This window comes from Agrobacterium burrii, from assembly GCF_017313405.1.
In the GTDB taxonomy this organism is placed as follows: Bacteria; Pseudomonadota; Alphaproteobacteria; order Rhizobiales; family Rhizobiaceae; genus Agrobacterium; species Agrobacterium burrii.
On sequence record NZ_JAFLNA010000016.1, the window covers coordinates 129541 to 153337 of the forward strand.

The 23797-nt window shown below is 60.3% G+C and carries 28 protein-coding genes and 1 riboswitch; of the genes, 15 read left to right on the plus strand and 13 right to left on the minus strand.

Annotated features, from left to right (window positions below; translation table 11 throughout):
* Window positions 1-74 precede the first annotated feature (74 nt).
* Both JZX89_RS24455 and JZX89_RS24460 read left to right on the plus strand, forming a co-directional pair.
* Window positions 75-785, plus strand: coding sequence for a helix-turn-helix transcriptional regulator (locus JZX89_RS24455; protein WP_207135599.1), 711 nt, complete (start codon window positions 75-77; stop codon window positions 783-785).
* A gap of 48 nt (window positions 786-833) precedes the next feature.
* Window positions 834-1202: a VOC family protein gene (locus JZX89_RS24460; protein ID WP_207135600.1), complete on the plus strand. Its 369-nt coding sequence runs from the start codon at window positions 834-836 to the stop codon at window positions 1200-1202.
* A 2-nt stretch (window positions 1203-1204) separates the two neighbouring features.
* On the opposite strand, the gene tam is transcribed toward JZX89_RS24460, so the two are convergent.
* A complete protein-coding gene (gene tam / locus JZX89_RS24465; protein ID WP_207135601.1) occupies window positions 1205-1975 on the minus strand; it encodes a trans-aconitate 2-methyltransferase in 771 nt (256 codons plus the stop codon).
* Between the two features lie 397 nt (window positions 1976-2372).
* On the opposite strand from tam, the gene JZX89_RS24470 reads away from it, so the two are divergent.
* A complete protein-coding gene (locus JZX89_RS24470; protein WP_153513358.1) occupies window positions 2373-3254 on the plus strand; it encodes a branched-chain amino acid aminotransferase in 882 nt (293 codons plus the stop codon).
* Window positions 3255-3417: 163 nt separating this feature from the next.
* Window positions 3418-5778 (plus strand): methyl-accepting chemotaxis protein, encoded by a 2361-nt coding sequence (locus JZX89_RS24475; RefSeq protein WP_207135602.1) that lies wholly within the window; start codon window positions 3418-3420, stop codon window positions 5776-5778.
* 162 nt (window positions 5779-5940) lie between these two features.
* Here JZX89_RS24475 and JZX89_RS24480 read toward each other — a convergent pair whose 3' ends face one another.
* Complete coding sequence (locus JZX89_RS24480) at window positions 5941-6828, minus strand: LysR family transcriptional regulator (protein WP_207135603.1); 888 nt, start codon at window positions 6826-6828, stop codon at window positions 5941-5943.
* Window positions 6829-6924: 96 nt separating this feature from the next.
* On the opposite strand from JZX89_RS24480, the gene JZX89_RS24485 reads away from it, so the two are divergent.
* Entirely contained in the window at window positions 6925-7467 is a 543-nt protein-coding gene (locus tag JZX89_RS24485) for a GNAT family N-acetyltransferase (RefSeq protein WP_246746792.1), read from the plus strand.
* A 4-nt stretch (window positions 7468-7471) separates the two neighbouring features.
* Here JZX89_RS24485 and JZX89_RS24490 read toward each other — a convergent pair whose 3' ends face one another.
* On the minus strand, window positions 7472-7816 hold the full coding sequence (locus JZX89_RS24490) for a hypothetical protein (protein WP_207135605.1): 345 nt from the start codon (window positions 7814-7816) through the stop codon (window positions 7472-7474).
* Between the two features lie 220 nt (window positions 7817-8036).
* Between JZX89_RS24490 and JZX89_RS24495 the strand changes: the two genes are divergently transcribed.
* Together JZX89_RS24495 and JZX89_RS24500 are read left to right on the plus strand one after the other, a co-directional pair.
* Window positions 8037-8639 (plus strand): superoxide dismutase, encoded by a 603-nt coding sequence (locus JZX89_RS24495; protein ID WP_077982731.1) that lies wholly within the window; start codon window positions 8037-8039, stop codon window positions 8637-8639.
* Between the two features lie 257 nt (window positions 8640-8896).
* On the plus strand, window positions 8897-9742 hold the full coding sequence (locus tag JZX89_RS24500; protein ID WP_207135606.1) for a metallophosphoesterase: 846 nt from the start codon (window positions 8897-8899) through the stop codon (window positions 9740-9742).
* On the opposite strand, the gene JZX89_RS24505 is transcribed toward JZX89_RS24500, so the two are convergent.
* Window positions 9731-10441, minus strand: a complete 711-nt coding sequence (locus JZX89_RS24505; protein ID WP_207135607.1) for a helix-turn-helix transcriptional regulator — start codon at window positions 10439-10441, stop codon at window positions 9731-9733. The two genes, JZX89_RS24500 and JZX89_RS24505, sit on opposite strands and share 12 nt — an antisense overlap.
* Window positions 10442-10573: 132 nt before the next feature.
* Here JZX89_RS24505 and JZX89_RS24510 point away from each other — a divergent pair, with 132 nt between their 5' ends.
* The 6 genes from JZX89_RS24510 to JZX89_RS24535 all read left to right on the plus strand — a co-directional run bounded on the left by JZX89_RS24510 (window position 10574) and on the right by JZX89_RS24535 (window position 14615).
* Window positions 10574-11218, plus strand: a complete 645-nt coding sequence (locus JZX89_RS24510) for a LysE family translocator (protein ID WP_149898820.1) — start codon at window positions 10574-10576, stop codon at window positions 11216-11218.
* Window positions 11219-11465: 247 nt separating this feature from the next.
* Window positions 11466-11900: a c-type cytochrome gene (locus JZX89_RS24515; protein WP_207135608.1), complete on the plus strand. Its 435-nt coding sequence runs from the start codon at window positions 11466-11468 to the stop codon at window positions 11898-11900.
* Window positions 11901-11987: 87 nt separating this feature from the next.
* Complete coding sequence (locus JZX89_RS24520; RefSeq protein WP_207135609.1) at window positions 11988-12908, plus strand: cytochrome c; 921 nt, start codon at window positions 11988-11990, stop codon at window positions 12906-12908.
* Between the two features lie 90 nt (window positions 12909-12998).
* Window positions 12999-13227: riboswitch (cobalamin riboswitch) on the plus strand.
* Window positions 13228-13388: 161 nt separating this feature from the next.
* Window positions 13389-13571, plus strand: coding sequence for a CbtB domain-containing protein (locus tag JZX89_RS24525; RefSeq protein WP_046798597.1), 183 nt, complete (start codon window positions 13389-13391; stop codon window positions 13569-13571).
* An 11-nt stretch (window positions 13572-13582) separates the two neighbouring features.
* Window positions 13583-14296 (plus strand): CbtA family protein, encoded by a 714-nt coding sequence (locus tag JZX89_RS24530; RefSeq protein WP_207135610.1) that lies wholly within the window; start codon window positions 13583-13585, stop codon window positions 14294-14296.
* Window positions 14297-14300: 4 nt separating this feature from the next.
* Window positions 14301-14615, plus strand: coding sequence for a hypothetical protein (locus JZX89_RS24535; protein WP_207135611.1), 315 nt, complete (start codon window positions 14301-14303; stop codon window positions 14613-14615).
* 88 nt (window positions 14616-14703) lie between these two features.
* On the opposite strand, the gene JZX89_RS24540 is transcribed toward JZX89_RS24535, so the two are convergent.
* From JZX89_RS24540 to JZX89_RS24560, 5 genes are all read right to left on the minus strand, one after another.
* Window positions 14704-15270, minus strand: coding sequence for a type 1 glutamine amidotransferase family protein (locus tag JZX89_RS24540; protein WP_207135612.1), 567 nt, complete (start codon window positions 15268-15270; stop codon window positions 14704-14706).
* 21 nt (window positions 15271-15291) lie between these two features.
* Window positions 15292-15780: a GNAT family N-acetyltransferase gene (locus JZX89_RS24545; protein ID WP_003509304.1), complete on the minus strand. Its 489-nt coding sequence runs from the start codon at window positions 15778-15780 to the stop codon at window positions 15292-15294.
* Between the two features lie 195 nt (window positions 15781-15975).
* Window positions 15976-16911: a prolyl aminopeptidase gene (pip, locus tag JZX89_RS24550; protein ID WP_207135613.1), complete on the minus strand. Its 936-nt coding sequence runs from the start codon at window positions 16909-16911 to the stop codon at window positions 15976-15978.
* Between the two features lie 85 nt (window positions 16912-16996).
* Window positions 16997-17410: a MerR family transcriptional regulator gene (locus JZX89_RS24555; RefSeq protein WP_035218370.1), complete on the minus strand. Its 414-nt coding sequence runs from the start codon at window positions 17408-17410 to the stop codon at window positions 16997-16999.
* Between the two features lie 128 nt (window positions 17411-17538).
* The gene (locus JZX89_RS24560; protein WP_207135614.1) at window positions 17539-17895 is read right to left on the minus strand and encodes a hypothetical protein; all 357 of its coding nucleotides are present in this window, start codon (window positions 17893-17895) and stop codon (window positions 17539-17541) included.
* A 127-nt stretch (window positions 17896-18022) separates the two neighbouring features.
* Here JZX89_RS24560 and dmeR point away from each other — a divergent pair, with 127 nt between their 5' ends.
* Window positions 18023-18295, plus strand: a complete 273-nt coding sequence (gene dmeR / locus JZX89_RS24565) for a Ni(II)/Co(II)-sensing transcriptional repressor DmeR (RefSeq protein ID WP_003509296.1) — start codon at window positions 18023-18025, stop codon at window positions 18293-18295.
* Window positions 18296-18373: 78 nt separating this feature from the next.
* Window positions 18374-19357, plus strand: coding sequence for a CDF family Co(II)/Ni(II) efflux transporter DmeF (gene dmeF / locus JZX89_RS24570; protein ID WP_149898827.1), 984 nt, complete (start codon window positions 18374-18376; stop codon window positions 19355-19357).
* A 10-nt stretch (window positions 19358-19367) separates the two neighbouring features.
* Here the strand turns inward: dmeF and JZX89_RS24575 are convergent, their stop codons facing one another.
* The 4 genes from JZX89_RS24575 to JZX89_RS24590 all read right to left on the minus strand — a co-directional run bounded on the left by JZX89_RS24575 (window position 19368) and on the right by JZX89_RS24590 (window position 23344).
* A complete protein-coding gene (locus JZX89_RS24575) occupies window positions 19368-19655 on the minus strand; it encodes a hypothetical protein (protein WP_207135615.1) in 288 nt (95 codons plus the stop codon).
* A 386-nt stretch (window positions 19656-20041) separates the two neighbouring features.
* Window positions 20042-21175 (minus strand): quaternary amine ABC transporter ATP-binding protein, encoded by a 1134-nt coding sequence (locus tag JZX89_RS24580; protein WP_207135616.1) that lies wholly within the window; start codon window positions 21173-21175, stop codon window positions 20042-20044.
* Window positions 21168-22076: an ABC transporter permease gene (locus JZX89_RS24585; RefSeq protein ID WP_149898830.1), complete on the minus strand. Its 909-nt coding sequence runs from the start codon at window positions 22074-22076 to the stop codon at window positions 21168-21170. The genes JZX89_RS24580 and JZX89_RS24585 overlap by 8 nt, the downstream gene beginning before the upstream one ends.
* A 257-nt stretch (window positions 22077-22333) precedes the next feature.
* Window positions 22334-23344 carry an ABC transporter substrate-binding protein gene (locus JZX89_RS24590; RefSeq protein WP_207135617.1) on the minus strand — a complete coding sequence of 337 codons (1011 nt, stop codon included), beginning with the start codon at window positions 23342-23344 and terminating at the stop codon, window positions 22334-22336.
* Between the last annotated feature and the right edge of the window lie 453 nt (window positions 23345-23797).

A 23797-nucleotide genomic window follows, 5' to 3' on the forward strand; every position in this document is an offset into this window, starting at 1 on the left:
GCGGCGATAACAGTCGGCGGCAGAAGATCATATCGCGGTGTGGATTTGAATATGCGGATGGAAGGAAATGTCGCATGTCACGCTCAGAACGGCTTCTCGATCTGTTGCAGATCCTGCGCTCTCACCGCATGCCGGTCAGCGGTGCGGCCCTTGCCGCGCAGACCGGCGTCAGTCTGCGCACGCTCTACCGCGATATAGCGACGCTTCAGGCGCAGGGCGCGGATATTGAGGGCGAGGCGGGCGTGGGTTATGTGCTGCGCCCCGGCTTCCTTCTGCCGCCGCTGATGTTTTCCGGGCAGGAAATCGAGGCGCTGGTGCTGGGTTCGCGCTGGGTGGCGGGTCGCGCCGATGCCGGGCTTGCCGAGGCCGCCCGCGCCGCACTCGTCAAGATCGCGGCCGTTCTGCCCGATGCCCTGCGCGAAGAACTCGACAATTCCACGCTTCTCGTCGGCCCCGGCCAAAGCATGGCAACCATCCGCGTCGATCTCGCCGCCATTCGCGATACGATCCGCGAGCAAAGCAAGGTCGTGATGACCTATCGTGATGAACGGGGAGAGTTGACGGAGCGGGTGATCTGGCCCTTCGCGCTCGCTTTTTTCGATCTGGTGCGGGTGGTGCTGGCATGGTGCGAAACGCGGCAGGATTTCCGCAGTTTCCGGGCCGACCGTATCGAAACTTTCCGCCCGATGGACAGCCGTTATCCCCGCCGCCGGCAGGCTTTGCTGAAAGAATGGCGTGAGCGTGAAAAACAACGGCGTCGGCAACACCATGCTGACAAAAACTGACAGCAGGCGGGTCTAGATATCGTTCATCCGCAACACAGGAGAACGACCATGACCCACCCCGATTTCACCATCCTCTATGTCGATAACCCGCCGGCCAGCACGGAATTTTACAAGACCCTGCTGGGTACAGAGCCGGTCGAAGCCTCGCCGAAATTCTCCCTGTTCATTCTTCAGAACGGCATGAAGCTCGGCCTCTGGTCGCGCCACACGGTGGAGCCGAAGGCATCGGTTACGGGCGGTGGCGGTGAGCTTGCCTTCCGTGTCGGAAACGACGCACAGGTGGATGAGACTTTCGCCGGATGGCAGGCAAGAGGTGTTCCCATGCTGCAGCAGCCCGCGAAAATGGAATTTGGCTACACTTTTACGGCCGCCGACCCCGACAACCACCGTCTCAGGGTCTATGCCTTCGCTGGTTGACGCTACTTTTTCACCGCCACCACAAACAGCCGTGGAAAGCGCAGCAGCAGGCGGCCGTCCGCCATCGGCGGATAGGCCGCCTTGATACGCTGCGTATAGTCGGTGAGGAAGGCTTCGCGGTTTTCCTCACCGGCGGCGGCGAGATAGGGGCGCAGCCCCGTGCCCTTCACCCATTCGACGATGCTTTCCGCATCCTTCATCGGGTGGTTGTAGATGGTGTGCCACACATCCACGCGGGCGGCTTTCGGCGCCAGCGCGTTGAAATAGTCCGATGGCGCGGGCAGGGGTTTGCGCCGCAGTCTGCCGTCAGTAAACGTATCCTTCCACGGGCCGTTCGCGCCGGTCGCTTCCATGGCGCGATGTGTCGGTTCCTGCAGATTATCCGGCATCTGCACCGCCAGAACCCCGCCGCTGTCCAGCTGGTCCATCAATTGCGAAAGAACGACAAGATGATCCGGCACCCACTGGAAAACCGCATTGGCGTAAAGCAGGTCGGCCTTGTGGGCCGGCCGCCACTGCGAAAGATCGGCCTTGCCGAAGTTGGTATTTGGCAGCCGGTCCGCCGCCTTGGCCAACATGTCGTCATCGCTGTCGATGCCGGTGATGACATTGACGCCGTAGCGGTCGGTCAGAAGCTCGGTGGAATTGCCCGGCCCGCAGCCGAGATCATAGCCGTTCAGCACCCGCTCCAGCGGCACCTGCGCCAGAAGGTCCCGGGCGGGACGCGTCCGCTCATCTTCGAATTTCAGATATTGCTGGGCGGACCATGCCATGATTTCCTCCTGCCAGAGAGCTGTAAGACCGTGAGCATTGCACGGGCGAAATAGCGCCGCCATCATCCGATGCATGAATTATTGTGATGAACCTATTCACCAACCTTTTGTTTCGCCTCATAAAACATCTTTATCGGTGCGTCGCTTTGTTATTTTCCATCAAAATCAGAAATCGTGGCAATTAAAACTTGACCTCATCAGGCGAGAGGCATTCACTCCGGCCGATTTTCCAAAGCATTTCCAGCAAAAGTGCGAAGCGGTTTTGCGTCCGGAAATGCGACCAGAGACAAGCAGCCCATTTCCAGCAAAATGCAAAGCGTTTTGCGTCCTGAAATGCGACAGGCAAAAAGACGGAGCGTTTTCGCCTTACGGAAACGCTTGAAAACAGGAGCCCGCCATGAGCGTCGATACCGCACCCCGATCAACCACCTGGACCTATGTTGACGGTCAATGGCTGCCCGGCAACCCGCCGCTCATCGGCCCGACCTCGCATGCCATGTGGCTGGCCTCCACGGTGTTCGACGGCGCACGCTGGTTCGACGGCGTCGCTCCCGATCTTGATCTGCATTGCCAGCGCGTCAACCGCTCGGCCGTCAATATGGGCATGAAGCCGACGATGACGGCGGAGGAGATCGAGACCCTGGCGCTGGAAGGCGTCAAGAAATTCGATGGCAATATGGCGATCTATATCAAGCCGATGTATTGGGCCGAACACGGCATGCCGGGCAGCGTCGTGGCGCCGGATGCCAGCTCCACCCGTTTCGCGCTCTGCCTGTTCGAAGCGCCGATGGATGCCGGCAAGCCGCTGACGCTCACCGTCTCGCCGCTGCGCCGTCCCTCGCCGGAAACCGCGATGACCGACGCCAAGGCCGGCAGCCTCTATCCCAATAGCGGCCGCGCCATTATTGAGGCCCGCGCGCGGGGCTTCGATAACGCCCTGATGCGCGACATGAATGGCAATGTCGCCGAATCCGCATCCGCCAACGTCTTCATGGTCAAGGACGGCGTAGTCCTCACCCCCGTTCCGAACCGCACCTTCCTTGCCGGCATCACCCGGTCGCGGGTGATGGGCCTGCTGCGCCAGGCCGGTTTCGAAGTGCGCGAAGCAACGCTCTCGGTCGAGGATTTCCGCGAGGCGGACGAAATCTTCTGCTCGGGCAATTATTCGAAAGTCTCGCCTGTCGTGAAGCTCGATGACCGCGTGCTGCAGGCAGGCCCGGTGGCGCGCAAGGCGCTCGATCTTTACCTGGACTGGGCGCGTCTCGGCACAGACGTCTGAGACCCGGTACCCCGTTTTGAAAAGCTGCGGCAGGGTCATGACCCTGCCGCAGCTTTTTTTGAATTGTGATATTTCCCCTGAAAATCGAGGGGCAATTTAATCCAATTTTAGAAAAACTCCCTGTAGCTTGCGGCATTATCGGTTTGGGCTACGGGGGCCACCAATGTCTTTCAGCATACGCAATATACTTGTTGGTTTTTTTCTGCTTGTCGGCATTGCACTGGCCGGCTTCGTGGGCAATGCCATGTGGCAATCCGTCTATCGAGCCCGCACTTTTTCCGATGTCGCGCAGCTCGTTTCGCTCGACAGGCTGCTGTTTAACGCCCTGCTGAACTTTCGGAGCGAACGCGGCAACAGCGCTTCGGCGCTGACCGTTGATCCGGCGAAGACGGCGAGTACCATCGCCAGCGTGCAGGCATCGCGCCAGAAGGTGGATGCGGCCATGGGCGGATTTCTCGAACAGTCCGCAGCACTTGGCCAGACCGGGCTGCAAGCGCCGCTTGCCCGCGTGAAAGACATCTACGCGCAGGTTCTGGATTTGCGCAAAAAGATCGACGCCAACGTCACCTTGCCGCTCGACCGCCGCGAAAGCGGGCTGGACAAGGCCGTGCTGGCGCTCGGGGCGGATTTCCTGACCGCGCTCGAGACGGGATCGACGGCGGTGGAAGGCGAGGTCCGCTCGCTGGATCAGAGCCTGACGGGCCTCATACAGCTCCGGTCCTATGGCTGGTCGGCGCGCGCACTTGGCGGCAGCGCCACCGTCGTCATCAATGCGGTCGTGGCCCAGCAGCGGCCGCTGACCCCGCAGGAAACCCAGCAGCTTGGCAATTTCGATGCCGGCGCGGCCTTTGCGTGGAAAGCCACCGGCGAACTCGTCGCGCATGAATCGACGCCGCAGGCCCTGAAGGATATCTACGCCGTTGCCGACCGGACCTATTTCAAGGGCGATTTCATCACCCAGCGCGCCAAGCTGATCGACGATCTGAATAACGGCCGCACGCCGTCCTTCACCATCGACACGTGGCGCAACACAGTCACGGCCAACCTCGACACGGTCGCGAAAATCGCTTCCGAAGCGATGGACGTTCTCAATGCCAATGCCGAAAAGGCGAAACAGGACGCCCTTGTCGGCGCGATCATTTATCTCGCGGCCTTCATCGTCACGCTTGGGGTCTGCATTCTCTGTCTCGCCGTCATCATCGGCCGCGTTACCCGCCCGATCAGCCGCTTGACCAATTCGATGATGGAACTCGCCAACGGCAATCTTTCCATCGACGTGCCCGGTGCCAAACGCAGCGATGAAATCGGCGAGATGGCCCGCGCGGTGGAGATTTTCCGTGAGGCGGCAATCCGTAACCGGCAACTGGAGACGGATGCCGTCGGCAATCGCGAAAAGGCCGAACGGGATCGTATCGAGTTGCAGCAACGCACGGAAGCCGAGGCCGAGGAACGGCTCACGCAGGCCACCGGTTCGCTGGCTGGCGGTCTTCGCCGGCTTGCCTCCGGCGACATGGTCTGCGAGATCGCCACGCCGTTTGCGCCGCAGTTCGAAGCATTGCGACATGATTTCAACAGTTCCGTCGTTCAGCTGCGCGAGGCGCTGGCAAGCGTCGGCAATTCCGTCCAGACCGTGAATGGCGGCGCGCACGAAGTGTCGTCCGCCTCCGACGACCTTTCCCGCCGCACCGAGCAGCAGGCCGCCTCTCTGGAAGAAACCGCCGCCGCACTGGAAGAAATCACCGCCAATGTGTCGTCAACCTCCAAGCGGGCGAGCGAGGCGCGCGATACGGTGCGCGAGGCGCGCACCAAGGCCGACCTTTCCGGCAAGGTGGTGCGCGATGCCGTCTCCGCCATGGAGCGTATCGAACATTCCTCGAAACAGATCGGCCAGATCATCGGCGTCATCGATGAAATCGCCTTCCAGACCAACCTTCTGGCGCTGAATGCCGGCGTCGAGGCCGCACGCGCTGGTGAGGCAGGCCGGGGCTTTGCGGTCGTGGCGCAGGAAGTGCGCGAACTGGCGCAGCGTTCCGCCAAGGCCGCCAAGGAGATCAAGCAGCTCATCAACACCTCCGCCGCAGCAGTGGGTGAGGGCGTGAAGCTGGTCGCCGATACCGGCGTCGGCCTCTCCGAGATCGAGCAGCTGGTGCTATCCGTCAACGCCCATATGGATGCCATCGCGACGGCGGCGCAGGAACAATCCTCGGGTCTCGCGGAGGTCAACACCGCCGTCAACCACATGGATCAGGCCACGCAGCAAAATGCCGCGATGGTCGAGGAAATGAACGCCGCCGGTGCCGGTCTGGCGCAGGAATGCGCCAATCTCCAGTCGCTGCTTTCGCAATTCCAGCTCGGCCAGCAGGCCTTGGCATTGCGCGATACGGCAAGGCAAATGCAGCGGGCCGCAAGCCCGGCGCGTGCTCCGGTCTCTCCAGCCGCGCAGGCTCAAAAAGCCCGCCCGGTCGTCGCGTCGCGCGGCAATGCGGCACTGGCCGTGAAGGGCGACGACTGGACGGAGTTTTGAATTGCGCAAGCTCGCGCCATCAAATGGCGCGGGTTCCGCAAACTCAACGTCGTCCTCGGGCTTGACCCGAGGATCCACGGTCGCACGGGCTTATGGGTCCTCGGGTCAAGCCCGAGGATGACACAGGAGAAATCGAGCCCGCGCCTGAAACCGGCGCGGGCCTCATCGTTTCCGCAAGTCCGGCAACGCACCGGCAAGTGCCCGCAGCGGCGCGGTCATGTGCTTGTCGCGCCGCAGTGCCAGCGCGATCCGCCGTTCGAGCGGCGGTTCGAGGGAGCGCCACTCCAGCCCCGATGCCGCCCCTTCATGCTCCATGGCCATGCGTGGCACGATCGCGAGGCCGAGGCCCGCGCCCGCGAGCTTCTTGATGGCTTCGACGCTGCCCAGTTCCATGGCCGGCTGTACCGTGCGCCCGCTCGCCGAAAACCATTGATCCACGAGCCTGCGCGTATTGCCGCCCTCGTAGAGGAGCAGCGGCTGCGTCGACAGCGTTTCGGCATTCAGCACCGTTGCCTCGGAAACGGAGCCGTGCGGGAAAACCGCGACCAGTTCGTCGAGATGGATATCCCTGATATCGAGGCTGCGGCCGCTGGCGGGCAGGGCCACCACGGCCGCATCGATGGTATTTGCTTCCAGAAGCCGTAAAATATCGTGGGTATTGCCGGTCTGCACGACGATGTCGATGCCCGGCATCGCCTGGCGGATACGGCCGAGCACCGGCGGCAAAAGGTAGATGCAGGCGGTGGCGCCCGTGCCGATGCGTAAGCGTCCCGTCACCCCGCTGCGATGCGGCGCGACGGTATCGATGGCATGCGCCACTTCTTCAGCGATGCGTCTTGCATGGATGAGAAAATCCCGGCCCGCCGCCGTCGGCTGCGCCCGCCTGCCGACGCGTTCGATCAGCCGCACGCCGAGCTGCTTTTCCAGCAGTCTGATGTGAAGGCTGATGGCTGGCTGCGTCAGCCCGACTTTGTCGGCGGCGGCGGAGAAGCTGCCGAGATCGGCCACATCCATGAAGCTGCGCACCTGCCGCAGATCGAGGTCCATCATCAAAGAAAACCTTATCGTTTGTATAAGACAGATAATCTTTATTTTGATTGCGCCGCAATGCACAATGAGGCCGTGAATGACCGCAGGACAGCAAGAATGACCCTTCCCACCGTTTCCAGCCTTTTAATCCGCCCCTGTGAAGAGGCGGATATTCCAGCCATTACCGAAATCTACCGGGATGCCGTGCTCCATGGCAGCGCCAGCTTCGAGATCGACCCGCCGACCGTGGAAACCATGATCGAGCGCCGCCGCCTTCTGGTGGAGGGCGACTATCCCTATCTCGTCGCTGAGTGCGATGGAAAGGTAGCCGGATATGCCTATGCCGGCGCTTACCGGGCGCGGCCGGCCTATGGCGCGGCGGTCGAGGATTCCGTTTATATCGATCCGGCCATGAAGGGCATGGGTATCGGCCGCAAGCTGCTCGATGCGCTGATCGAAGATGCAACCGCGCGCGGTTTCCGGCAGATGATCGCCGTCGTCGGCGATAGCGCCAACGCCGCTTCGGTCGGCGTCCACCGCGCCGCCGGGTTCGAGCTTGTCGGCACGTTCAAGTCCATAGGCTGGAAACACGGCAAATGGCTGGACACGGTGCTGATGCAGCGCGCGCTCGGCGAGGGCGACACCACGCCCCGCTTCTGAGCGATCAGGGCTTAGTCGAGCCGGGGATTTCGACCTTCAGCGTATCGCCGGCAAGTTCGCTGCCCAGTTCCACGGCCTTGGTCTTCTTGTCATAGACGCAGATATGGCTGACCGTCGCATCCGTGCCTTTCGCCTTGCCGGTGAGGATGGCGAGACCGTAATTTTCGCTGCCGACGGGATCAACCACCGCCTTGGCATCCTCGATCATGTCCTTGGCCACGCCAAGGCAGGCGGTCTGCACATCCGCCACGAATTCCTTCCACGCATCATCCGACGATGCGGCGGCGGGTAGCGCCAGCGATGAGAAGGCGGTAAAGAACAGAACGTTTCGGGCGATGAAGCGCGTCATGGAATTTCCTTCCTGCATTTTCGGCAAAAGCGAACCGATAGGGTGGAAAACGGTACGCCAGGGTTGTGAAACAAATGTGGTGGCGGCTGGCTCGAGACGAATTTTCTCTTTTGTCGGAACATTTTGATATTTCGCAGGTTGCCCAAACAGAGGTTCGCTCCTATGGTCCGCGCACACGGTTTCAAGGAGCGGTCCAGCCGCTGCAACAAGGAGTAAAACCATGGCCTTCGAACTTCCCGAACTCCCCTACGACTACGACGCGCTTGCACCTTACATGTCGCGCGAGACGCTCGAGTTCCATCACGACAAGCACCACAAGGCATATGTCGACAACGGCAACAAGCTGGCGGCCGAAGCCGGTCTTTCCGACCTGTCGCTCGAGGAAGTCGTGAAGAAGTCCTTTGGCACCAATGCCGGCCTCTTCAACAATGCTGCCCAGCACTACAACCACGTTCATTTCTGGAAGTGGATGAAGAAGGACGGCGGCGGCAACAAGCTGCCGGGCAAACTGGAACAGGCATTCGCTTCCGATCTCGGCGGTTACGACAAGTTCAAGGCTGATTTCATCGCTGCCGGCACCACGCAGTTCGGCTCCGGCTGGGCGTGGCTCTCCGTCAAGAACGGCAAGCTCGAAATCTCCAAGACCCCGAACGGTGAAAACCCGCTGGTTCACGGTGCAGAGCCGATCCTCGGCGTCGACGTCTGGGAGCACTCCTACTACATCGACTACCGCAACCTGCGCCCGAAGTACCTCGAAGCCTTCGTTGATAACCTCATCAACTGGGACTACGTCCTGGAGCGTTACGAAGCCGCTGCCAAGTAAGTAGCAAAAAGCGTGGTTGCCGGCAGTTAAGGCGGCTTCTGCACGCGCGACGTCATCCTCGGCCTTGTGCCGAGGATCTGCCGATATTGCATAGACCGCGACCTCAGCAGATGCTCGGGACAGGCCCGAGCATGACGACGATAGGTTTACGCCAGCATTCATTGAACACCCGGCTGTAACGCCGGGTGTTTTGTTTTTGTGGTTTTGGTTTCCACATGTCACAAGCCTGTCATCAGCCGGGTTTATCGCGGCGCATCATGACTGAAAAAAGCAAGCCTCTCTTCTCCTTCGGCATCGTCGCCGATCCCCAATATGCCAATGCCGATCCCCGTCCGGACATGGGTCGCTATTATGCCGAAAGCCCGAAAAAGCTTTCCGAAGCGGTGGCCGCCTTCAACGAAGAGGACCTCGCCTTCGTGGTGACGCTCGGCGACATCATCGACCGCGGTTTCGACAATTTCGATGCGATCCTCAGCGTTTATGACGGGCTTCGCCATCCCTCGGTCCTGTTGCCGGGTAATCATGATTTTTCAGTTGCGCCTGAACATCTGACCGCCATCCATGCCCGCCTCGGCATGCCGGCCCCCTGGCATGACTTCGCCATCGGCAATGTCCGCTTCGCCGTGCTTGATGGCAACGAGGTCAGTCTCTTCGCCCCGCCGCCCGGCGATCCGCGTCGCGCACTTGCGCAGGAGCGGCTGAAGCACCTGCAGGAAGCGGGCGCGATCAATGCACAGGACTGGAACGCCTCGCTCAGCGACGAGCAGTTCGAATGGCTGCAAAGCCTCCTGCAAAAATCGGATGCGGCCGGCGAAAAAGTGGTCGTGCTGTGCCACTATCCGCTTTATCCGGAAAACGCTCACAACATGTGGGATGCACCGCGCATTCTCGATCTTCTCGACGCCCATGCTTCGGCCGTCGCATGGTTCAATGGCCATAATCACGAAGGCAATTACGGTGTGCTGGGTAACACCCACTTCGTCAATTTCAAGGGCATGGTGGACACGCCCGACCAGAACACCTTCGCTATATCAGATGTTTTCGAAGACCGGATCGTCATTCGCGGTTTTGGCCGCGAGGAGGATCGTCTCTTACAGCTGTGAGGATGGACTGCCCGGCTGGTTGCTCTGCCAGCCGCTCATCCACAATTGCCGCAGCTTTTCACCTTCAAGCTTGAAAAAGCTGCCGGTGCTTTCGCAGGTCAAAACCCGGTCAGAGCGGAAGTTACGGATTGCCCGCCGTAATTCACACCAGCCGACGATATTCACCGTCTCCGAATAATAGATCACGGCAATGGGCCGGATCTGCCGCCGGGTCTCTGCGCCGGTTTCATCGCGATAGCTGATGTCCAGCCTCTCTTCATCGCGCACCGCCCGCCGGACGGTGGCAAGATCAATGCCGGCAGGTGCTGGCGCGATGCTGCCCCAGGCATGCAGGGCATTGGCCGACAGGGTTTTGGACAGGGGTTCGGGCAGCGAGGCGGCAATCTTGTCGCTCGCTTTTCTCGCCGCCTGCCGCAATTCGGTATCACCGGAACGGCCAACCATGGCGAGCGCCAGCACGATTGCCTCGGTCTCATCAATGGAAAACATCAGCGGCGGCAGGCTGAAGCCGGGGCGCAGAATATAACCGACGCCGCGCTCGCCTTCGATGGGCACCCGCATGGTCTGGAGGGCGGCTATGTCGCGATAGACCGAACGCGCCGTCACTTCCAGCTTTTCCGCAATCATCTGGGCGGTAACGGGCCGGCGCGCCAGCCGCAGGATCTGAATGATCTCGAACAGTCTCGACGCCTTGCGCATTGACATTTCCCCGGCGTTTTTTCAAGACAACTGACATAATGCTGTCAGTTGGCTTTTTCTATAAACGGCAAAACACATTGAGAAACATGCATATTCCTAAATGTGCCATGAACCGTCTGGGGAGATACTGACATGAGTTACGCCGAAAATCTCTGGCTTTTCTTTCTGGTCCTGTTCGGCATCATCATCCTGCCGGGCATGGACATGCTGTTCGTGCTGGCAAGCGCGCTGACGGGCGGCAGGAAAACCGGCCTTTCGGCCGCAAGCGGCATGAGCGCCGGCGGCATCGTGCATTCGCTTTATGGCGCGGCCGGCGTTGGCCTGCTCGCCGCCTGGATGCCGTCGCTGTTTCTGCCGCTTCTCATTGTCGGCGCTGCCTATATGGTCTGGATCGGCATCGGCCTGATGCGCAGCGCAATCGTCGTGAATGGCGATGAGGCGCAGGCAAGCGCCTCGTCGAAAAAAGCGTTCTGGCGAGCGGTGCTGACCTGCCTTTCCAATCCGAAAGCCTATCTGTTCATGATGGCGGTCTATCCGCAATTTCTCAAACCGGCCTATGGTCCGATCTGGATGCAGGGGCTGGTGATGGGCGTGATGGTGGCGGTAACGCAGTTTACCGTTTATGGCGCGCTGGCGTTGACGGCGGATAAAAGCCGACAATGGCTGGTTTCTTCACCCGGCGCCACGATCTTCATCGGTCGCGCTGCCGGTTTCATGCTGGTTGCCGCAGCGCTGCTGACATTTTGGGAAGCTCTGTCGTGGAGCCTCGGCGAATAACAGGAACAGGTTGCGCCGCTCCAGGGAGGCTATTCCCTGGCAAGCCAGCGAATGCTCTCCTTTGGCCCGTTGTTTTGTCACGGGTTCTTGTCGGAAAACCTTCGGACAGTTTTCGGCCTGATACTCTAGACTTCTGTTTTCACGGCGGAATTCACCGCAATGTGACTTCTTTTCGCCATGCGGAAAGGGCATCCTCGCGCCGTTCCATCAAGCGTCCGGCACCCGGCCGGAATCAAGGAGAGAGTGTATGAAACTGAAAACCATCGCGGCGGCCATGCTTTTCGGCTGTCTTTGCGCCGGAGCGGTCTTCGCTGCCGGCGAAGTCGAAAAACGTGAAGGCATGATGAAGCAGATCGGCGGCTCCATGGGCGCGCTGGCTGCCATCTCCAAGGGCCAGAAGCCCTTCGACGCCGAGGCCGTCAAGGCTGCCGTGACGACCATCAGCACCAATGCCAAGGCTTTCCCTGATCAGTTCCCGAAGGGTTCCGAGACCGGCAGCGCGGCTGCCCCCGCCATCTGGGAAAATTTTGAGGACTTCAAGGCCAAGGCGGCCAAGCTCGGTGCTGATGCCGATAAGGTTCTTGCCAATCTCCCCACCGATCAGGCGGGCGTCACCACCGCCATGAAGACGCTCGGCGCCGATTGCGGCACCTGCCACCAGACCTATCGTCTGAAGAAATAAATCATGAATTTCAAAGCGCCGCTTCCCGGCGGCGTTTTTTCACTTTGAAAGACACCTGATCACTCGGGTGAGAATGGGGAGAGGGGTATGTCTTCCATTTGGACGAAGCTTGTGGGCGGGGCCGTGATCGCGGCCATTGCCGGCTACGGCATTTTCGCCTGGGTCACCGCGCCGCAGCGGCAGGCGCCCAGCCATTGGGTCAGCCTCGGAGAGCCGGATCTGGCCAATGGCGAAACGCTGTTCTGGGCGGGTGGCTGCGCAAGCTGTCATGCAGCACCGGATGCCACGGGTGACGCGATGCGGACGCTTGCCGGCGGGCAGGCGCTGAAAAGCCCCTTCGGCACCTTCCATGTGCCCAATATTTCCTCTGATCCACAGCACGGTATCGGCAGCTGGACACTGGCGGAATTCGGCGATGCCATGACGCGCGGGGTGGGAAAGAACGGCGAACATCTTTACCCGTCCTTCCCTTACGCCTCCTATGCGCGCATGACGCAGAAGGACGTGAACGACCTGTTCGGTTATCTGAAAACCCTGCCGGCCAGCCAGAATGATGCGCCGGATCACGACTTACCGTTTCCCTTCAACCTGCGCATGGCGCTCGGCGGCTGGAAATTCCTGTATTTCGACACTTCCGCACCGCCGCGCGTCGAGCTTGCCAATGCCAATGCCGAATTGCTGCGCGGCCAATATCTGGTCGAAGGGCCGGGCCATTGCGGTGAATGCCACACCCCGCGCAATGCGCTCGGTGGTTTTCTGGAGGGCAAATGGCTGGCTGGCGGCCCCAATCCCGAAGGTGAGGGCCGCATTCCCGATATCACGCCGGGTTCTGCGAGCATCGGATCGTGGACGACGGCGGATATTGCCGGCTATCTGGAAACCGGCTTCACCCCGGAATTCGACAGCGTCGGCGGCTCCATGGTCAAGGTGCAGCAGAACATGGCGCATCTCACCGCCGAAGACCGCAATGCGATTGCGGCCTATCTGAAGGCGATCCCGTCTCGATAACTGGGCATGGCTTGGGTTGGCGCTCACCACATGCTTCACGTCGTGCTGGTGCCAAGGAGCCGCCACCATTGACTCCCGCACCCACCCGGCCGATAACATGTCCGTGATGGTTCCTTCCGGGCGTTCCGGAAGGTGAAAAGGGAACACGATAGGGAGAAATCCTCATTCGTGGCTGCCCCCGCAACTGTGAGCGGAGAGCCTGAAACGAAATGCCACTGGCAAGCCATCTCGCCCTTTTTTTACGGCGAGGGCGATGCCGGGAAGGTGTTTCAGGTTTTGACCCGTAAGCCAGGAGACCTGCCATCACGGAAATGTCCATGCCGGCGGGGTGTCCGGAAGAGCGGAATGTCAGGGTCGTCGGTTCGATGCCCCTGTGTCAGTCTCGTATCCCCGTGGTGAAGTGTATCATATGCGGTCTGTTGGCTTTTTGCCGTTCGGCCGCATCTTATGGCGCGGGGTCGCGCCGGGAGAGGGGTCACCATGTCTATCCAGCAGAATACGGCCAATGCTGCCGTTTCAGCAAAAACGGGCAGCTTCGCGCAATCGCTGACGGCGATCGTGCTTGGCCTGTTCGTCGTCGGTTTTGTCGGCTTTTCGCATGTGGAAGCCGTTCACAATGCCGCGCATGACACGCGTCATGCCAATGCCTTCCCCTGCCATTGAGGGGAAACGGCATGTCATTTTTTCGCAATATCGTCTTTACCGCGGTTCTGGTCGGCATCGTTGGCGGTTTGGCCGTCTCGGCCATGCAGGCTTTCGGCACCACGCCGCTCATCCTTCAGGCGGAAACCTTTGAAAGCGCCGGCGGCGAAGCGGCCCATAGCCATGATGCGGCAGCACCCGGCGCTGCGGTTCCCGCCCATGAGCACAATGACGAGGCCTGGACTCCGGCCGATGGTTTCGAACGCACCGCCTATACTGTCGCTGCCAATGTGCTGACCGCCATCGGTTACGCGCTGGTGCTGACCGGTCTCATCTCGCTGCGCGGCACCGATGCCGGCTGGCGCGAAGGTCTTCTGTGGGGCGTTGCCGGTTTTGCCGCCGTCATGCTCGCGCCGATGATCGGCCTGCCGCCGGAATTGCCGGGAAGCCCGGCCGCAGCACTTGAGGCGCGGCAAATCTGGTGGCTCTCGACGGTTGCCGCAACCGCGGGCGGCATTGCGCTGATTGCGTTTCGCCGCGAGCCCTGGGCCATCGTTCTTGCTCTGGTCCTGATCGTCGCGCCGCATGTGGTGGGCGCACCGCTGCCGCCGGAAGGCGAACATGCGCTGGCACCGCTGCCGCTGGAACGGCAGTTCATCGTTGCCGCCACCATCACCAGCTTCGTTTTCTGGGCGCTGCTTGGAACACTGAGCGCGTTTTTCCTGAAACGCTTCCAGTCGGCGTAAATGCATGCAGGACGCAGCGGAATGGAGTGACGAACTCGATGCGCTGCGTTTTGTCGTTCCCGGTCACGGTGCGTTCTGCGCCGTGCACCGTCTTGCCTTCAAGGCAGTCCTCGGGCCAGACCCGGTGCGCGAGGCGGCTCTCGCCTATTTTCATGAAAACGAGGCCGGCTTTATCGTCGCAGCCCTTGCCAAGATAAAACGTTCAAACTTGCCTGCCGGCCGCAGCTTGCATTTGAACAGCCGCGATATTCGCCGTGCGATTGCCGGGGAAGGCGAGGGCGCCACGCCCCGTGTTTGCCGGGTGCTTGATCGGCACTGACTGGCCTGAAGTTCCCACTTCCATCATACCGGCTCAAGGCCGGAATGACGGGGAAGTGGAGAGTGCATGGCATCAAGACGGCTGCGTCTTACCGATGCTCCGCCGCGAAAATTCCAAGTTCCGCCTCGGCTTCCGGACCAAAGAGGCCGAGGTTTTTCAGAATTTCCACCGCGAAGCTGACCGGCGCGCTGCCGGATGCCGTGATGACGCCGCCATCGCTGACCGCCTTCGGCTGGTCACGATAAAGACCATCGCCGCTATAGGCCGGATAGGCCTTGTGTGAGGCGAGCGAATTGCCGGTATGGGCGACATGGTTCAGGATACCCGTGCCGGCCAGCGCGCTTGCCGCCGCACAGATACCGGCAACCAGCCGGTCTTTTTCGCGAAAGCGCTGCACCAGCCCGCCAAGATCGGCGGCCGTACCCTTTTCCCAGCTGAGACCGCCGGGAATGACGAGCGCATCGATGCTGTCAGGATCAAGCGCGTCATAGGAGGTTTCGGGCGACACATTCAGCCCGCCCATCGATGTTACCGGCCGCCCGTCCGGGGTGGCATGAACGATCTCGACGCCGAGATAGCTGCGTGCCGCCGCCGCAAGCAGCGCCGGTTCCCAGTCCGCAAAATCCTGCGCCAGCGCAATCGCGATACGTGTCATGGCCGTCTCCGTCGGTTTTGATCAGGCGATGGACTGCATGTAGCGCATGCCGGTGACCGGACGCGGCGCGAAATCCATGTTCTCGTAGAAACGATGCGCCGCCACATTGCCGGTCGTGGCGCTGACGGATAGATAGTCGCAACCCAGCCGCTTGGCGATATCGCGGGCGCGGGAAACCAGATGCTGGCCCGTGCCGTGGCCGCGATGGCCGTCACGCACGAAGAGATGGTGCAGTTCAAGCCCACGCCGGCCTTCCTGCGCCCTGTAGAGCGGCAGAAGCAGCGCGTAGCCGATCAGCGCGCCATCGGCTTCGGCGACAAGACCATGCACCCAGGGCAGGGGGCCGAACAGGTCGCGCTCAAGCTTGGCCGGCGTGATTGCCGCCGCATCGCCGTGGTAGGAGGCAAGCAGCGTGATCATCTCGTTAAGCTCGGGCAGATCGGTCTTGCGCGCGCCGCGAATGATGACGACGGGCGGTCTTTCCAGTGTAAGGGAGCTATCTTCGGTCATTTTTTTCGGTCCTTTGGTCTTATTGGTGCCGTCAGGACGTTTGAAAACAACAAAGCCGCCTGACGGCGGCTTGTTGACAATATGATCTGTCGAGCCGCCCTTAAAGGTAGGCCCAAAAGTACGAGCAGGAGATGGGTGCGCGTTCGTTGATCATGTCATTGCAATGCGCCCGAATCCGTAATCTGTCAAGCGGCTTCAATTTGCAAATCGTGCGATCGCTGAAACAATCGCATCCTCCATCCCCGCATCACCGGTGGAATGCCCGGCTTCACCTATGGCAATCAGTTCGCTTCCCGGCCATGCCGCAGCAAGTTCGTAAGCGGTGACGGGTGGTCCCTGCAGGTCGCGCATGCCCTGGATGAGCATGCCGGGGATGCCCGCGAGCACGCCGGCATTGCTCAGAAGCACGCCGTCCTCCAGCCAGGCCGCATGGTGGAAATAATGGGCGCAGAGTCGGGCGCGGGTCAGAATATAGTCGGCATCACGCCATTTTTCTGGAAAGTCCGCGCTGGACTCCGCGCTGATCGAACCCGCCTCCCACAAATGCCATTCAAGCGCCGCCATCCGGCGGATGACCGGGTCAGGATCGTTCAAAAGCTGGAGATACGCGCCGACGGGATCTTCCTTCGCCAGGTGATCCGGGATGGCCGTGATGAAGCGCTGCCATTGCTGCGGCAGGAACATCGCCAGCCCCTTGTAAAGCCAGTCGATTTCCTTTTGCCGCGTGGTGGTGACACCCGCCAGCACCATGGCGCGAACGTGTTTTGAGTGGCGCTGGGCATAGGCAAGCGCAAGTGTGGAACCCCATGAGGTGCCGAACACCAGCCAGTCATCGACGCCAAGCGCCACACGAATGGCCTCCATGTCGTCGATCAGATGCTGGGTGGTGTTGTGCTCGAGGCTGACGGCGGCATTTGGCGTGCTTTGCCCGCATCCGCGTTGGTCGAACTGGATGATTCGGTAACGCTCAGGATCAAAATAGCGCCGCGCAGTGGCCGATATTCCGGAGCCGGGGCCGCCGTGCAGCAGGATCGCGGCCTGTCCCGCCGGGTTGCCGGCAATCGTCACATGCAGCCGGTGACCTTCGGAAACATCGATGAAAACTGTGTCGAAGGGAGGGATTTCGGGCATTCGTCAGGTCTTTTTGAAAGAGATGGGACGCGCATATATCGTGCGGATGACAGCTGGATGTCACCATCTCGATCCTGCCGGCGTCTCAATGCTCGCCTTCGCACATGCCGTGGTCGGAAAGCGCGCGGATGACGTAACAATCCTCGATGGAATGGCCGTGGCAATGGGAGACGATACGCTCCAGCTCGTGTTCGAGCTTCTTCAGGCTGGCGATTTTTTCGCGGACATGGGCGAGATGTTCGGCGGCGATACGGTCCGCCCCCTCACACGGCATTTGCCGGTGCTGGCTGAGCGCGATGAGTTCGCGAATGGCATCGATGTTGAGACCAATATCACGGGCATGGCGGATAAAGGCCAGCCTTTCGAGGTCGGTTTTTTCGTAACGGCGCTGGTTGCCTTCCGAACGGTCTGCCTCGCGGATGAGGCCCATCTGCTCATAATAGCGGATCGTCGGCACCTTGACGCCGGTACGCTTGGACAGTTCACCGATGGACAGCATGGCTTTCTCCATATCTCTGGCGCAGCGGCGGCAGAGCGGGGTAGTTCCGCCGCTCATGGTCCGATGCTCTAGTCTCTAGAGATATGGCTTTTCAGCCCGTTGTTCAATGGCTTTCAGGTCAATGGGTATCAGGCGGCGTCGTCCACACCGAGCGCCTGAGCCAGCGCTTTCACAACCTCTGCCTCGAGGCTGGATGTGGCTTCAGGCTGGGCGGAGGATGCGGCCATCTCCAGCACGGGCGTAGCTGTGGCGGAGGCGCCGCTGTCGAGGTTCCACAATGCGGCGGCAAGGCCGGCCGACACGCTGGCGGCAGCCGGCGCGACCGCGGTGGCGACGCTCTCGGCGCTCGAGATGACGCGGTGTGCCGCGCGGGTCAACTCCAGCAGGGCTTCAGTGGTGGAGTGGGTTTCCTTGTTTTTCGTCGGCTCAAGGGTCCGGACCGGAGAAGCATAATAGCTGGTGGTGGTTGCTGCGATAGTCGTCATGACTGAGTCCCCAAGTTCTGATGGAGCATTTTTAGGGGCCGAAACATTCGCGAGGATTGCGTCACGCAGGACTTGAACGAAAAATCAACACAATATAGTATACCCCCCTATACTATATGAGGTGCTTATGTCCCATACGATCCGCAACAAGGAGAAGCTTCTGGCCCGCATCCGCCGCCTGAAAGGGCAGATGGAGGCGGTGGAGCGTGCGCTTGATGACGCCAAGCCCTGCGGCGAGGTGCTGCAATTGCTGGCTTCGGTGCGCGGCGCGCTTTCCGGCCTGACGGGAGAGGTGATGCAGGAGCACCTGCACGAACATGTGGTGCACGCCGAAAATGAAGACGAGCGGGCGCGGGCGGCGGAAGAGCTGGCCCAGGTGCTGAAGACCTACATCCGCTAGCAAGCCCTCCAAAGTGTCCGCTTTGGGAAAAAGCCATGCGTGGAACGACTACCTTGAAGATCGAACAGGATAAGCGACATGACGACGACATCCGAATTCCCTGCCGCGACCGGCCACGACCATGTTTTTCTCGGCCAGAACCATGAGCGCAATGAAAAGCGCGTGTGGATGGTCATCGCGCTGACTACCGTGATGATGGTGGCAGAGATTGTCGCCGGCAACTGGTTCGGCTCCATGGCATTGACGGCAGATGGCTGGCACATGTCCACCCATGCGGGCGCGATGCTGATTTCGGCGCTGGCCTATCTTTATGCCCGGCGCGAGGCGCGCAACCCGCGCTTCACTTTCGGCACCGGCAAGTTCGGTGATCTCGCAGGCTTCGCCAGCGCCATCGTGCTGGCGGTGGTGGCGCTGCTGATCGCCGTTGAAAGCGCGATGCGCCTCTTTAATCCGGTGCAGATCGACTTCAATCAGGCGATCCTCGTCGCCGTCATCGGTCTTGCCGTCAATCTCGTCAGCGCCGTGCTTTTGAAAGATGACCATCATCATGATCACGGGCATGGACACGGCTCGCATGCCCATCATGATCACGGATCGCACGCGCATCATGGAGACCATGGCGCAGCAAAGGGCGGCAGGGACAATAATCTGCGGGCCGCCTATCTGCATGTGCTGGCGGATGCGCTGACCTCGGTTCTTGCGATCGTCGCGCTACTGCTCGGCAAATGGAACGGCTGGTCTTTCCTTGATCCGGCAATGGGTATCGTTGGCGGTCTAGTCATCGCCCGCTGGTCATGGGGTCTGGTGCGCTCAACGGCGACAACCCTGCTCGATGCCGTGCCGCAGACCGAAGATCTGCCGCAGGAAATCCGTGAAAGCGTTGAGACGGAAGAGGACCGCATCACCGACCTGCATGTCTGGCAGGTGGGGCCGGGCCATCACGCCGCAATCGTGGCGATCCAGTCGCAGGCGCCGAAAGCGCCGGCTTTCTACAAGCAGAAACTTGCCGCCATACATGAACTGTCACATGTGACAGTGGAGGTCAGCCCGGCAAGGGCCTGAGAAGAATCGCCTATTCGTATTCGGAATAGGCGCTGCGCACCCACTCGGCCTGCGCTTCCGCCTTGTCCTCGGCGGAAGCGGCCGCCGCCGTGTCCTGATAGGCCGGCGCGTTGCCATTCCCAACGGCCCACAGCACATTTGCCAGCGATTGCGAAAGAATGGTGCTGGAAACGGTGGGGTTGCCCGGGCCGCGTTTGACGGCCTGCTCCTCCGGCGTGCTCTGCGCGCTGCCGGTTTTTTCGATCTCGCGGATACGTCCCTGATAATTGTATCCGCCGATATTGCTTTCGATCTGCATGTCGGTGATTCCGCGTTCAAAAGTTAACGAAGGGTTAACGGCGGCGACTTGCCTGAAACTTGCGCTTGCTGCGTTGCAATGACGTTCCCAGCTTGACAGGCGGTGAAGTGGTGCTTCGTTTTTGCGGGAAGGGGATAGGGTGGTGGCGGGAAGGCTGGATTGCCGGCCTCCACACATTCGGCGTCATCCTCTGGCTTGCCCCGAGGATCTGCAACGTATTGATTTTATTAAACGTGATTGGATCCTCGGCACAGGGCCGAGGATGACTTCGAAAGAATTCGCACCCTTCGTCACTCCTGAAGGGGTCTTCGGCCTGCCCGGAAATTTAAACCGGACAGCAGTGGGACAAGCCCAAGGATGACGGAAACGATGTCAGGATAGCCTGATTACGCCGTTTCCTTCTCCACCGGCAAAACCGCCTCCCGCACCTTCGCGGTCTCCTCCACGGACTCAGCCTCCTGCGGCATGGGCGTTGCCTCAACCGTCGCGTCCGGCTCCTGCGCGGCGGGTGTCACCATGGCCGCCACCAGCGTGTCGAGGCCGATCGAACCGACCGGCTTGCCGTCCTCGTCCACCACATGCGCCTGAGTCTCGTTGGCCTCCGACATATCGCGGGCGATGGTTTCCAGCGTCGCACTTTCCAGAACGGACATGCCCTGAGGTTTGCTATCCAGCGGCTCCATGACAGTGGTAGCCTGCAGCACACGGCTGCGATTGACGTCGCGAACGAAGTCGGTGACGTAACCATCGGCGGGCGAGAGGATGATGCTCTGGCCGTCGCCCTGCTGCACCACTTCGCCGTCCTTCAGAATGGCGATGTGGTCGCCCAGCCGCAAAGCCTCGTCCAGATCATGGGTGATGAAGACAACGGTCTTTTTCAGCTCCTGCTGGAGATCGAGCAGCATCGTCTGCATGTCGACGCGGATCAGCGGATCGAGCGCCGAATAGGCCTCGTCCATCAGGAGAATATCGGCGTCGTTGGCAAGCGCGCGGGCAAGGCCTACACGCTGCTGCATGCCGCCGGAAAGCTGGTTCGGATAATAATCCTCGTAACCGGAAAGCCCGACACGCTCCAGCCAGTAACGGCCCTTTTCTTCGCTTTCCTTGCGCGGAACGCCCTGAATATCGAGGCCGTAGACGCTGTTTTCCAGCACGGTGCGGTGCGGCAACAGGCCGAATTTCTGGAACACCATCGCCGTCTTGAGGCGGCGGAATTTCCTGAGCGCCGAGGTGCTCATGCCGCAAATGTCGTCGCCGTCATAAAGAACCTCGCCGGCGGTCGGGTCGATCAGCCGGTTGATGTGGCGGATCAGCGTCGATTTGCCGGAGCCGGACAGCCCCATGACGACGGTAATCTTGCCGCCCGGCATGGTGATGTTGATGTTGTTGAGGCCAAGCACGTGGTTGTGTTTGTCGTTCAACTCCACCTTGTCCATGCCGGATCGCACCGCTTCGAGGTATTTCTCGGGATGCTTGCCGAAGATCTTGTAAAGATTCCTGATTTCGATGCTTTTAGCCATGGGAGACCTCGCGGTATTTCTGCAGGCGCTTGCCAAAAGCCTGGCTCGCCCTGTCGAACATGATGGCGATGGCGACCAGAGCGAAACCGTTCAGGAAGCCCACCGTGAAGAACTGGTTGTTGATGGCCTGCAGCACGTTCTTGCCGAGCCCGCCGACGCCGACCATGGAGGCGACGACGACCATGGCGAGCGCCATCATGATGGTCTGGTTGATGCCGGTCATGATGGTGGGCAGCGCCAGCGGCAGCTGCACGTTGAACAGCTTCTGGCGGTTGGAAGACCCGAAGGCGTCGGCCGCCTCAAGCACTTCGCGATCCACCAGACGGATGCCGAGGCTGGTCAGGCGAATGACCGGCGGAATGGCGTAGATCACCACCGCAATCAGGCCCGGTACCTTGCCGATGCCGAAAATCACCACCACGGGGATGAGATAAACGAAGCTGGGCAGGGTCTGCATCACGTCCAGCACGGGGTTGATGAGGCGCTGCAACCGTTCGGAGCGTCCCATCAGGATGCCGAGCGGCAGGCCGATGACGATGGCGATCAACGTGGCGATGGCGACGATGGAAAGCGTCGTCATGGCGTCGCGCCACAGGCCGACCGCGCCGATCATGAGGAGCGAGATGGCGGTGCCGCCGGTGATCTTGAAGCTGCGCCCGGCCAGATGCACGATGGCCAGAATAACCAGCATCGTCACGATCCACGGGGTCTGGATGAACAGCCGCTCCGAGGCGTTGAGAAAGAGTTGCAGCGGATGCACGATCACATCGATCGCATCGCCATAATTGCGCACGATGTCGCGAAAACCGTCATCGATGGTTTTGCGTGCCACACGCATCGTGGAGTTGTCGATGGCCGGGAACTTGCAGAGCAGGTCCGGCAGGTAATTGCAGAGGGCCATTATTGTTGTTTTCCCTTTGGGTTTTGGGATGAGCGGCGGAGGTTGGAGTGCGCGGGGCACCCCCCTCTGTCCTGCCGGACATCTCCCCCACAAGGAGGGAGATCGACAAGCGGCGAGATATCGCCCATCACACACGTTGCGGATTCAGCAGAAGGGTGCTTCCTGTCGATCTCCCTCCTTGTGGGGGAGATGCCCGGCAGGGCAGAGGGGGGTAAAGCCACGGATACCAACCGAAACTTTCCCCTCCCATCAACCAATCACATCGAAGCCTTGATCTTCTCCGCCACCTCGGCCGGAACCCACTTCGTCCAGATTTCCTCATGATTTTCGAGGAAATACTCCGCCCCATCCTCGTTGGTACCCTGGTTTTCATCCATCCAGGCAAGGATTTCGGCGACCATCTTGTTGTCCCAGTTGCGGGCCTTGAGATAATCCATCGTCACACCGGCCTTGCCTTCGAAATCCTTGGTGATGACGGTGAAGACATCGGCTACCGGATAGGCATTGACCTTGGGATCCGCACAATCGACCTTGGCCGTGCACTCGTCGAAATGGGCGCGGTCAAGCTCAACGCCGTCATCCAGCTTCACCATCTCGTATTTGCCGAGAATGGCGGTGGGCGACCAGTAATAGCCGAGCCAGCCCTGCTTCTTTTCGAAAGCATTGGCGATCGAGCCGTCGAGGCCGGCGGCCGAGCCGGTATCGACGAGGGTAAAGCCCTTTTTGTCGCCTTCGCGCGCCTTGTAGAGATTGGTAGTCGTCACCTGGCAGTTCCAGCCGGACGGGCAATTGTGCACGGCGCCCTTGCTGGCGTCCTCCGGGGCGGGGAACAGTTCGGGATGTTTCAGCGCATCCTCGACGGTCTTGATATCAGGATGTTCGTCGGCGATGAATTTCGGGATCCACCAGCCTTCGATGCCGCCTTCGGAAAGGATTTTGGAGGCTTCGATCAGCCGGCCTTCCTTAACGGCAGCGTCAAGCGGCTCGCGCACGGCATTCACCCATAATTCGGGCGCCATATCAGGCTGGCCCTTGTCGTTCATGGAGGCGAAGGTCGGCATGGTATCGCCGCTGATGACGTTGACCGTGCAATCATAGCCGTTTTCCATGATGAACTTGTCGACGTAAGCCGCGACACCGGCGGATGCCCAGTTCATTTCGGCGATGGTGATGCTGCCGCACTCTTCGGCGGCATTGGCGGAATTTGCTGCTCCGGCAGCGATGATAAAGCCCGTTACGAGAATGGTCGAGGCTAGGAGTTTCTTCATGGTGTAAGACCCCCAAGTCTGATGCAGTGTTTTCAATTGGCAAAGCGGGAGCACTGCAAAGCCCGGATTGCCAAGGGCGAACTGACATGGCGCGTGAAAAAGCCGAAAAAATCCGGCATCAAGAATATCCGCAAGACGTGCTGCAGGATTGCCGCGGGAAGGGCGGCGAAAAGGCGCATGAATATGTCAACGACCGGCATAATACGGCCAAAAAGTGATATTGCAACGCGAAATGGCGCATCGCAGCCATGCGTTCGATTTTCGGAACATTTTCCAATATCGAGTAATACATGGGAGTTATTTGGATTTACCAATGATATATTTTAAGTTGCAGTAACTGGAAATAAAAATTCATTAGTTTGGAAAGTGGCATTTATAGAAAAGGTGCAGTTGAGATTTTGTGGAAAAAAATATTCAGAAAGAGGTTTTTGCGGGTATTTTCGTCTCGAACGA

Coding starts and splice junctions, on each gene's coding strand:
- JZX89_RS24545 (WP_003509304.1), bottom strand. CDS start 15,780: ATGACCGAAGATAGCTCCCTTACACTGGAAAGACCGCCCGTCGTCATC.
- JZX89_RS24500 (WP_207135606.1), top strand. CDS start 8,897: ATGACTGAAAAAAGCAAGCCTCTCTTCTCCTTCGGCATCGTCGCCGAT.
- dmeR (WP_003509296.1), top strand. CDS start 18,023: ATGTCCCATACGATCCGCAACAAGGAGAAGCTTCTGGCCCGCATCCGC.
- JZX89_RS24575 (WP_207135615.1), bottom strand. CDS start 19,655: ATGCAGATCGAAAGCAATATCGGCGGATACAATTATCAGGGACGTATC.
- JZX89_RS24470 (WP_153513358.1), top strand. CDS start 2,373: ATGAGCGTCGATACCGCACCCCGATCAACCACCTGGACCTATGTTGAC.
- JZX89_RS24485 (WP_246746792.1), top strand. CDS start 6,925: ATGACCCTTCCCACCGTTTCCAGCCTTTTAATCCGCCCCTGTGAAGAG.
- JZX89_RS24475 (WP_207135602.1), top strand. CDS start 3,418: ATGTCTTTCAGCATACGCAATATACTTGTTGGTTTTTTTCTGCTTGTC.
- JZX89_RS24460 (WP_207135600.1), top strand. CDS start 834: ATGACCCACCCCGATTTCACCATCCTCTATGTCGATAACCCGCCGGCC.
- JZX89_RS24520 (WP_207135609.1), top strand. CDS start 11,988: ATGTCTTCCATTTGGACGAAGCTTGTGGGCGGGGCCGTGATCGCGGCC.
- pip (WP_207135613.1), bottom strand. CDS start 16,911: ATGCCCGAAATCCCTCCCTTCGACACAGTTTTCATCGATGTTTCCGAA.
- tam (WP_207135601.1), bottom strand. CDS start 1,975: ATGGCATGGTCCGCCCAGCAATATCTGAAATTCGAAGATGAGCGGACG.
- JZX89_RS24585 (WP_149898830.1), bottom strand. CDS start 22,076: ATGGCCCTCTGCAATTACCTGCCGGACCTGCTCTGCAAGTTCCCGGCC.
- JZX89_RS24535 (WP_207135611.1), top strand. CDS start 14,301: ATGCAGGACGCAGCGGAATGGAGTGACGAACTCGATGCGCTGCGTTTT.
- JZX89_RS24505 (WP_207135607.1), bottom strand. CDS start 10,441: ATGCGCAAGGCGTCGAGACTGTTCGAGATCATTCAGATCCTGCGGCTG.
- JZX89_RS24480 (WP_207135603.1), bottom strand. CDS start 6,828: ATGATGGACCTCGATCTGCGGCAGGTGCGCAGCTTCATGGATGTGGCC.
- JZX89_RS24590 (WP_207135617.1), bottom strand. CDS start 23,344: ATGAAGAAACTCCTAGCCTCGACCATTCTCGTAACGGGCTTTATCATC.
- JZX89_RS24540 (WP_207135612.1), bottom strand. CDS start 15,270: ATGACACGTATCGCGATTGCGCTGGCGCAGGATTTTGCGGACTGGGAA.
- JZX89_RS24510 (WP_149898820.1), top strand. CDS start 10,574: ATGAGTTACGCCGAAAATCTCTGGCTTTTCTTTCTGGTCCTGTTCGGC.
- JZX89_RS24580 (WP_207135616.1), bottom strand. CDS start 21,175: ATGGCTAAAAGCATCGAAATCAGGAATCTTTACAAGATCTTCGGCAAG.
- JZX89_RS24495 (WP_077982731.1), top strand. CDS start 8,037: ATGGCCTTCGAACTTCCCGAACTCCCCTACGACTACGACGCGCTTGCA.
- JZX89_RS24515 (WP_207135608.1), top strand. CDS start 11,466: ATGAAACTGAAAACCATCGCGGCGGCCATGCTTTTCGGCTGTCTTTGC.
- dmeF (WP_149898827.1), top strand. CDS start 18,374: ATGACGACGACATCCGAATTCCCTGCCGCGACCGGCCACGACCATGTT.
- JZX89_RS24525 (WP_046798597.1), top strand. CDS start 13,389: ATGTCTATCCAGCAGAATACGGCCAATGCTGCCGTTTCAGCAAAAACG.
- JZX89_RS24455 (WP_207135599.1), top strand. CDS start 75: ATGTCACGCTCAGAACGGCTTCTCGATCTGTTGCAGATCCTGCGCTCT.
- JZX89_RS24560 (WP_207135614.1), bottom strand. CDS start 17,895: ATGACGACTATCGCAGCAACCACCACCAGCTATTATGCTTCTCCGGTC.
- JZX89_RS24530 (WP_207135610.1), top strand. CDS start 13,583: ATGTCATTTTTTCGCAATATCGTCTTTACCGCGGTTCTGGTCGGCATC.
- JZX89_RS24555 (WP_035218370.1), bottom strand. CDS start 17,410: ATGCTGTCCATCGGTGAACTGTCCAAGCGTACCGGCGTCAAGGTGCCG.
- JZX89_RS24490 (WP_207135605.1), bottom strand. CDS start 7,816: ATGACGCGCTTCATCGCCCGAAACGTTCTGTTCTTTACCGCCTTCTCA.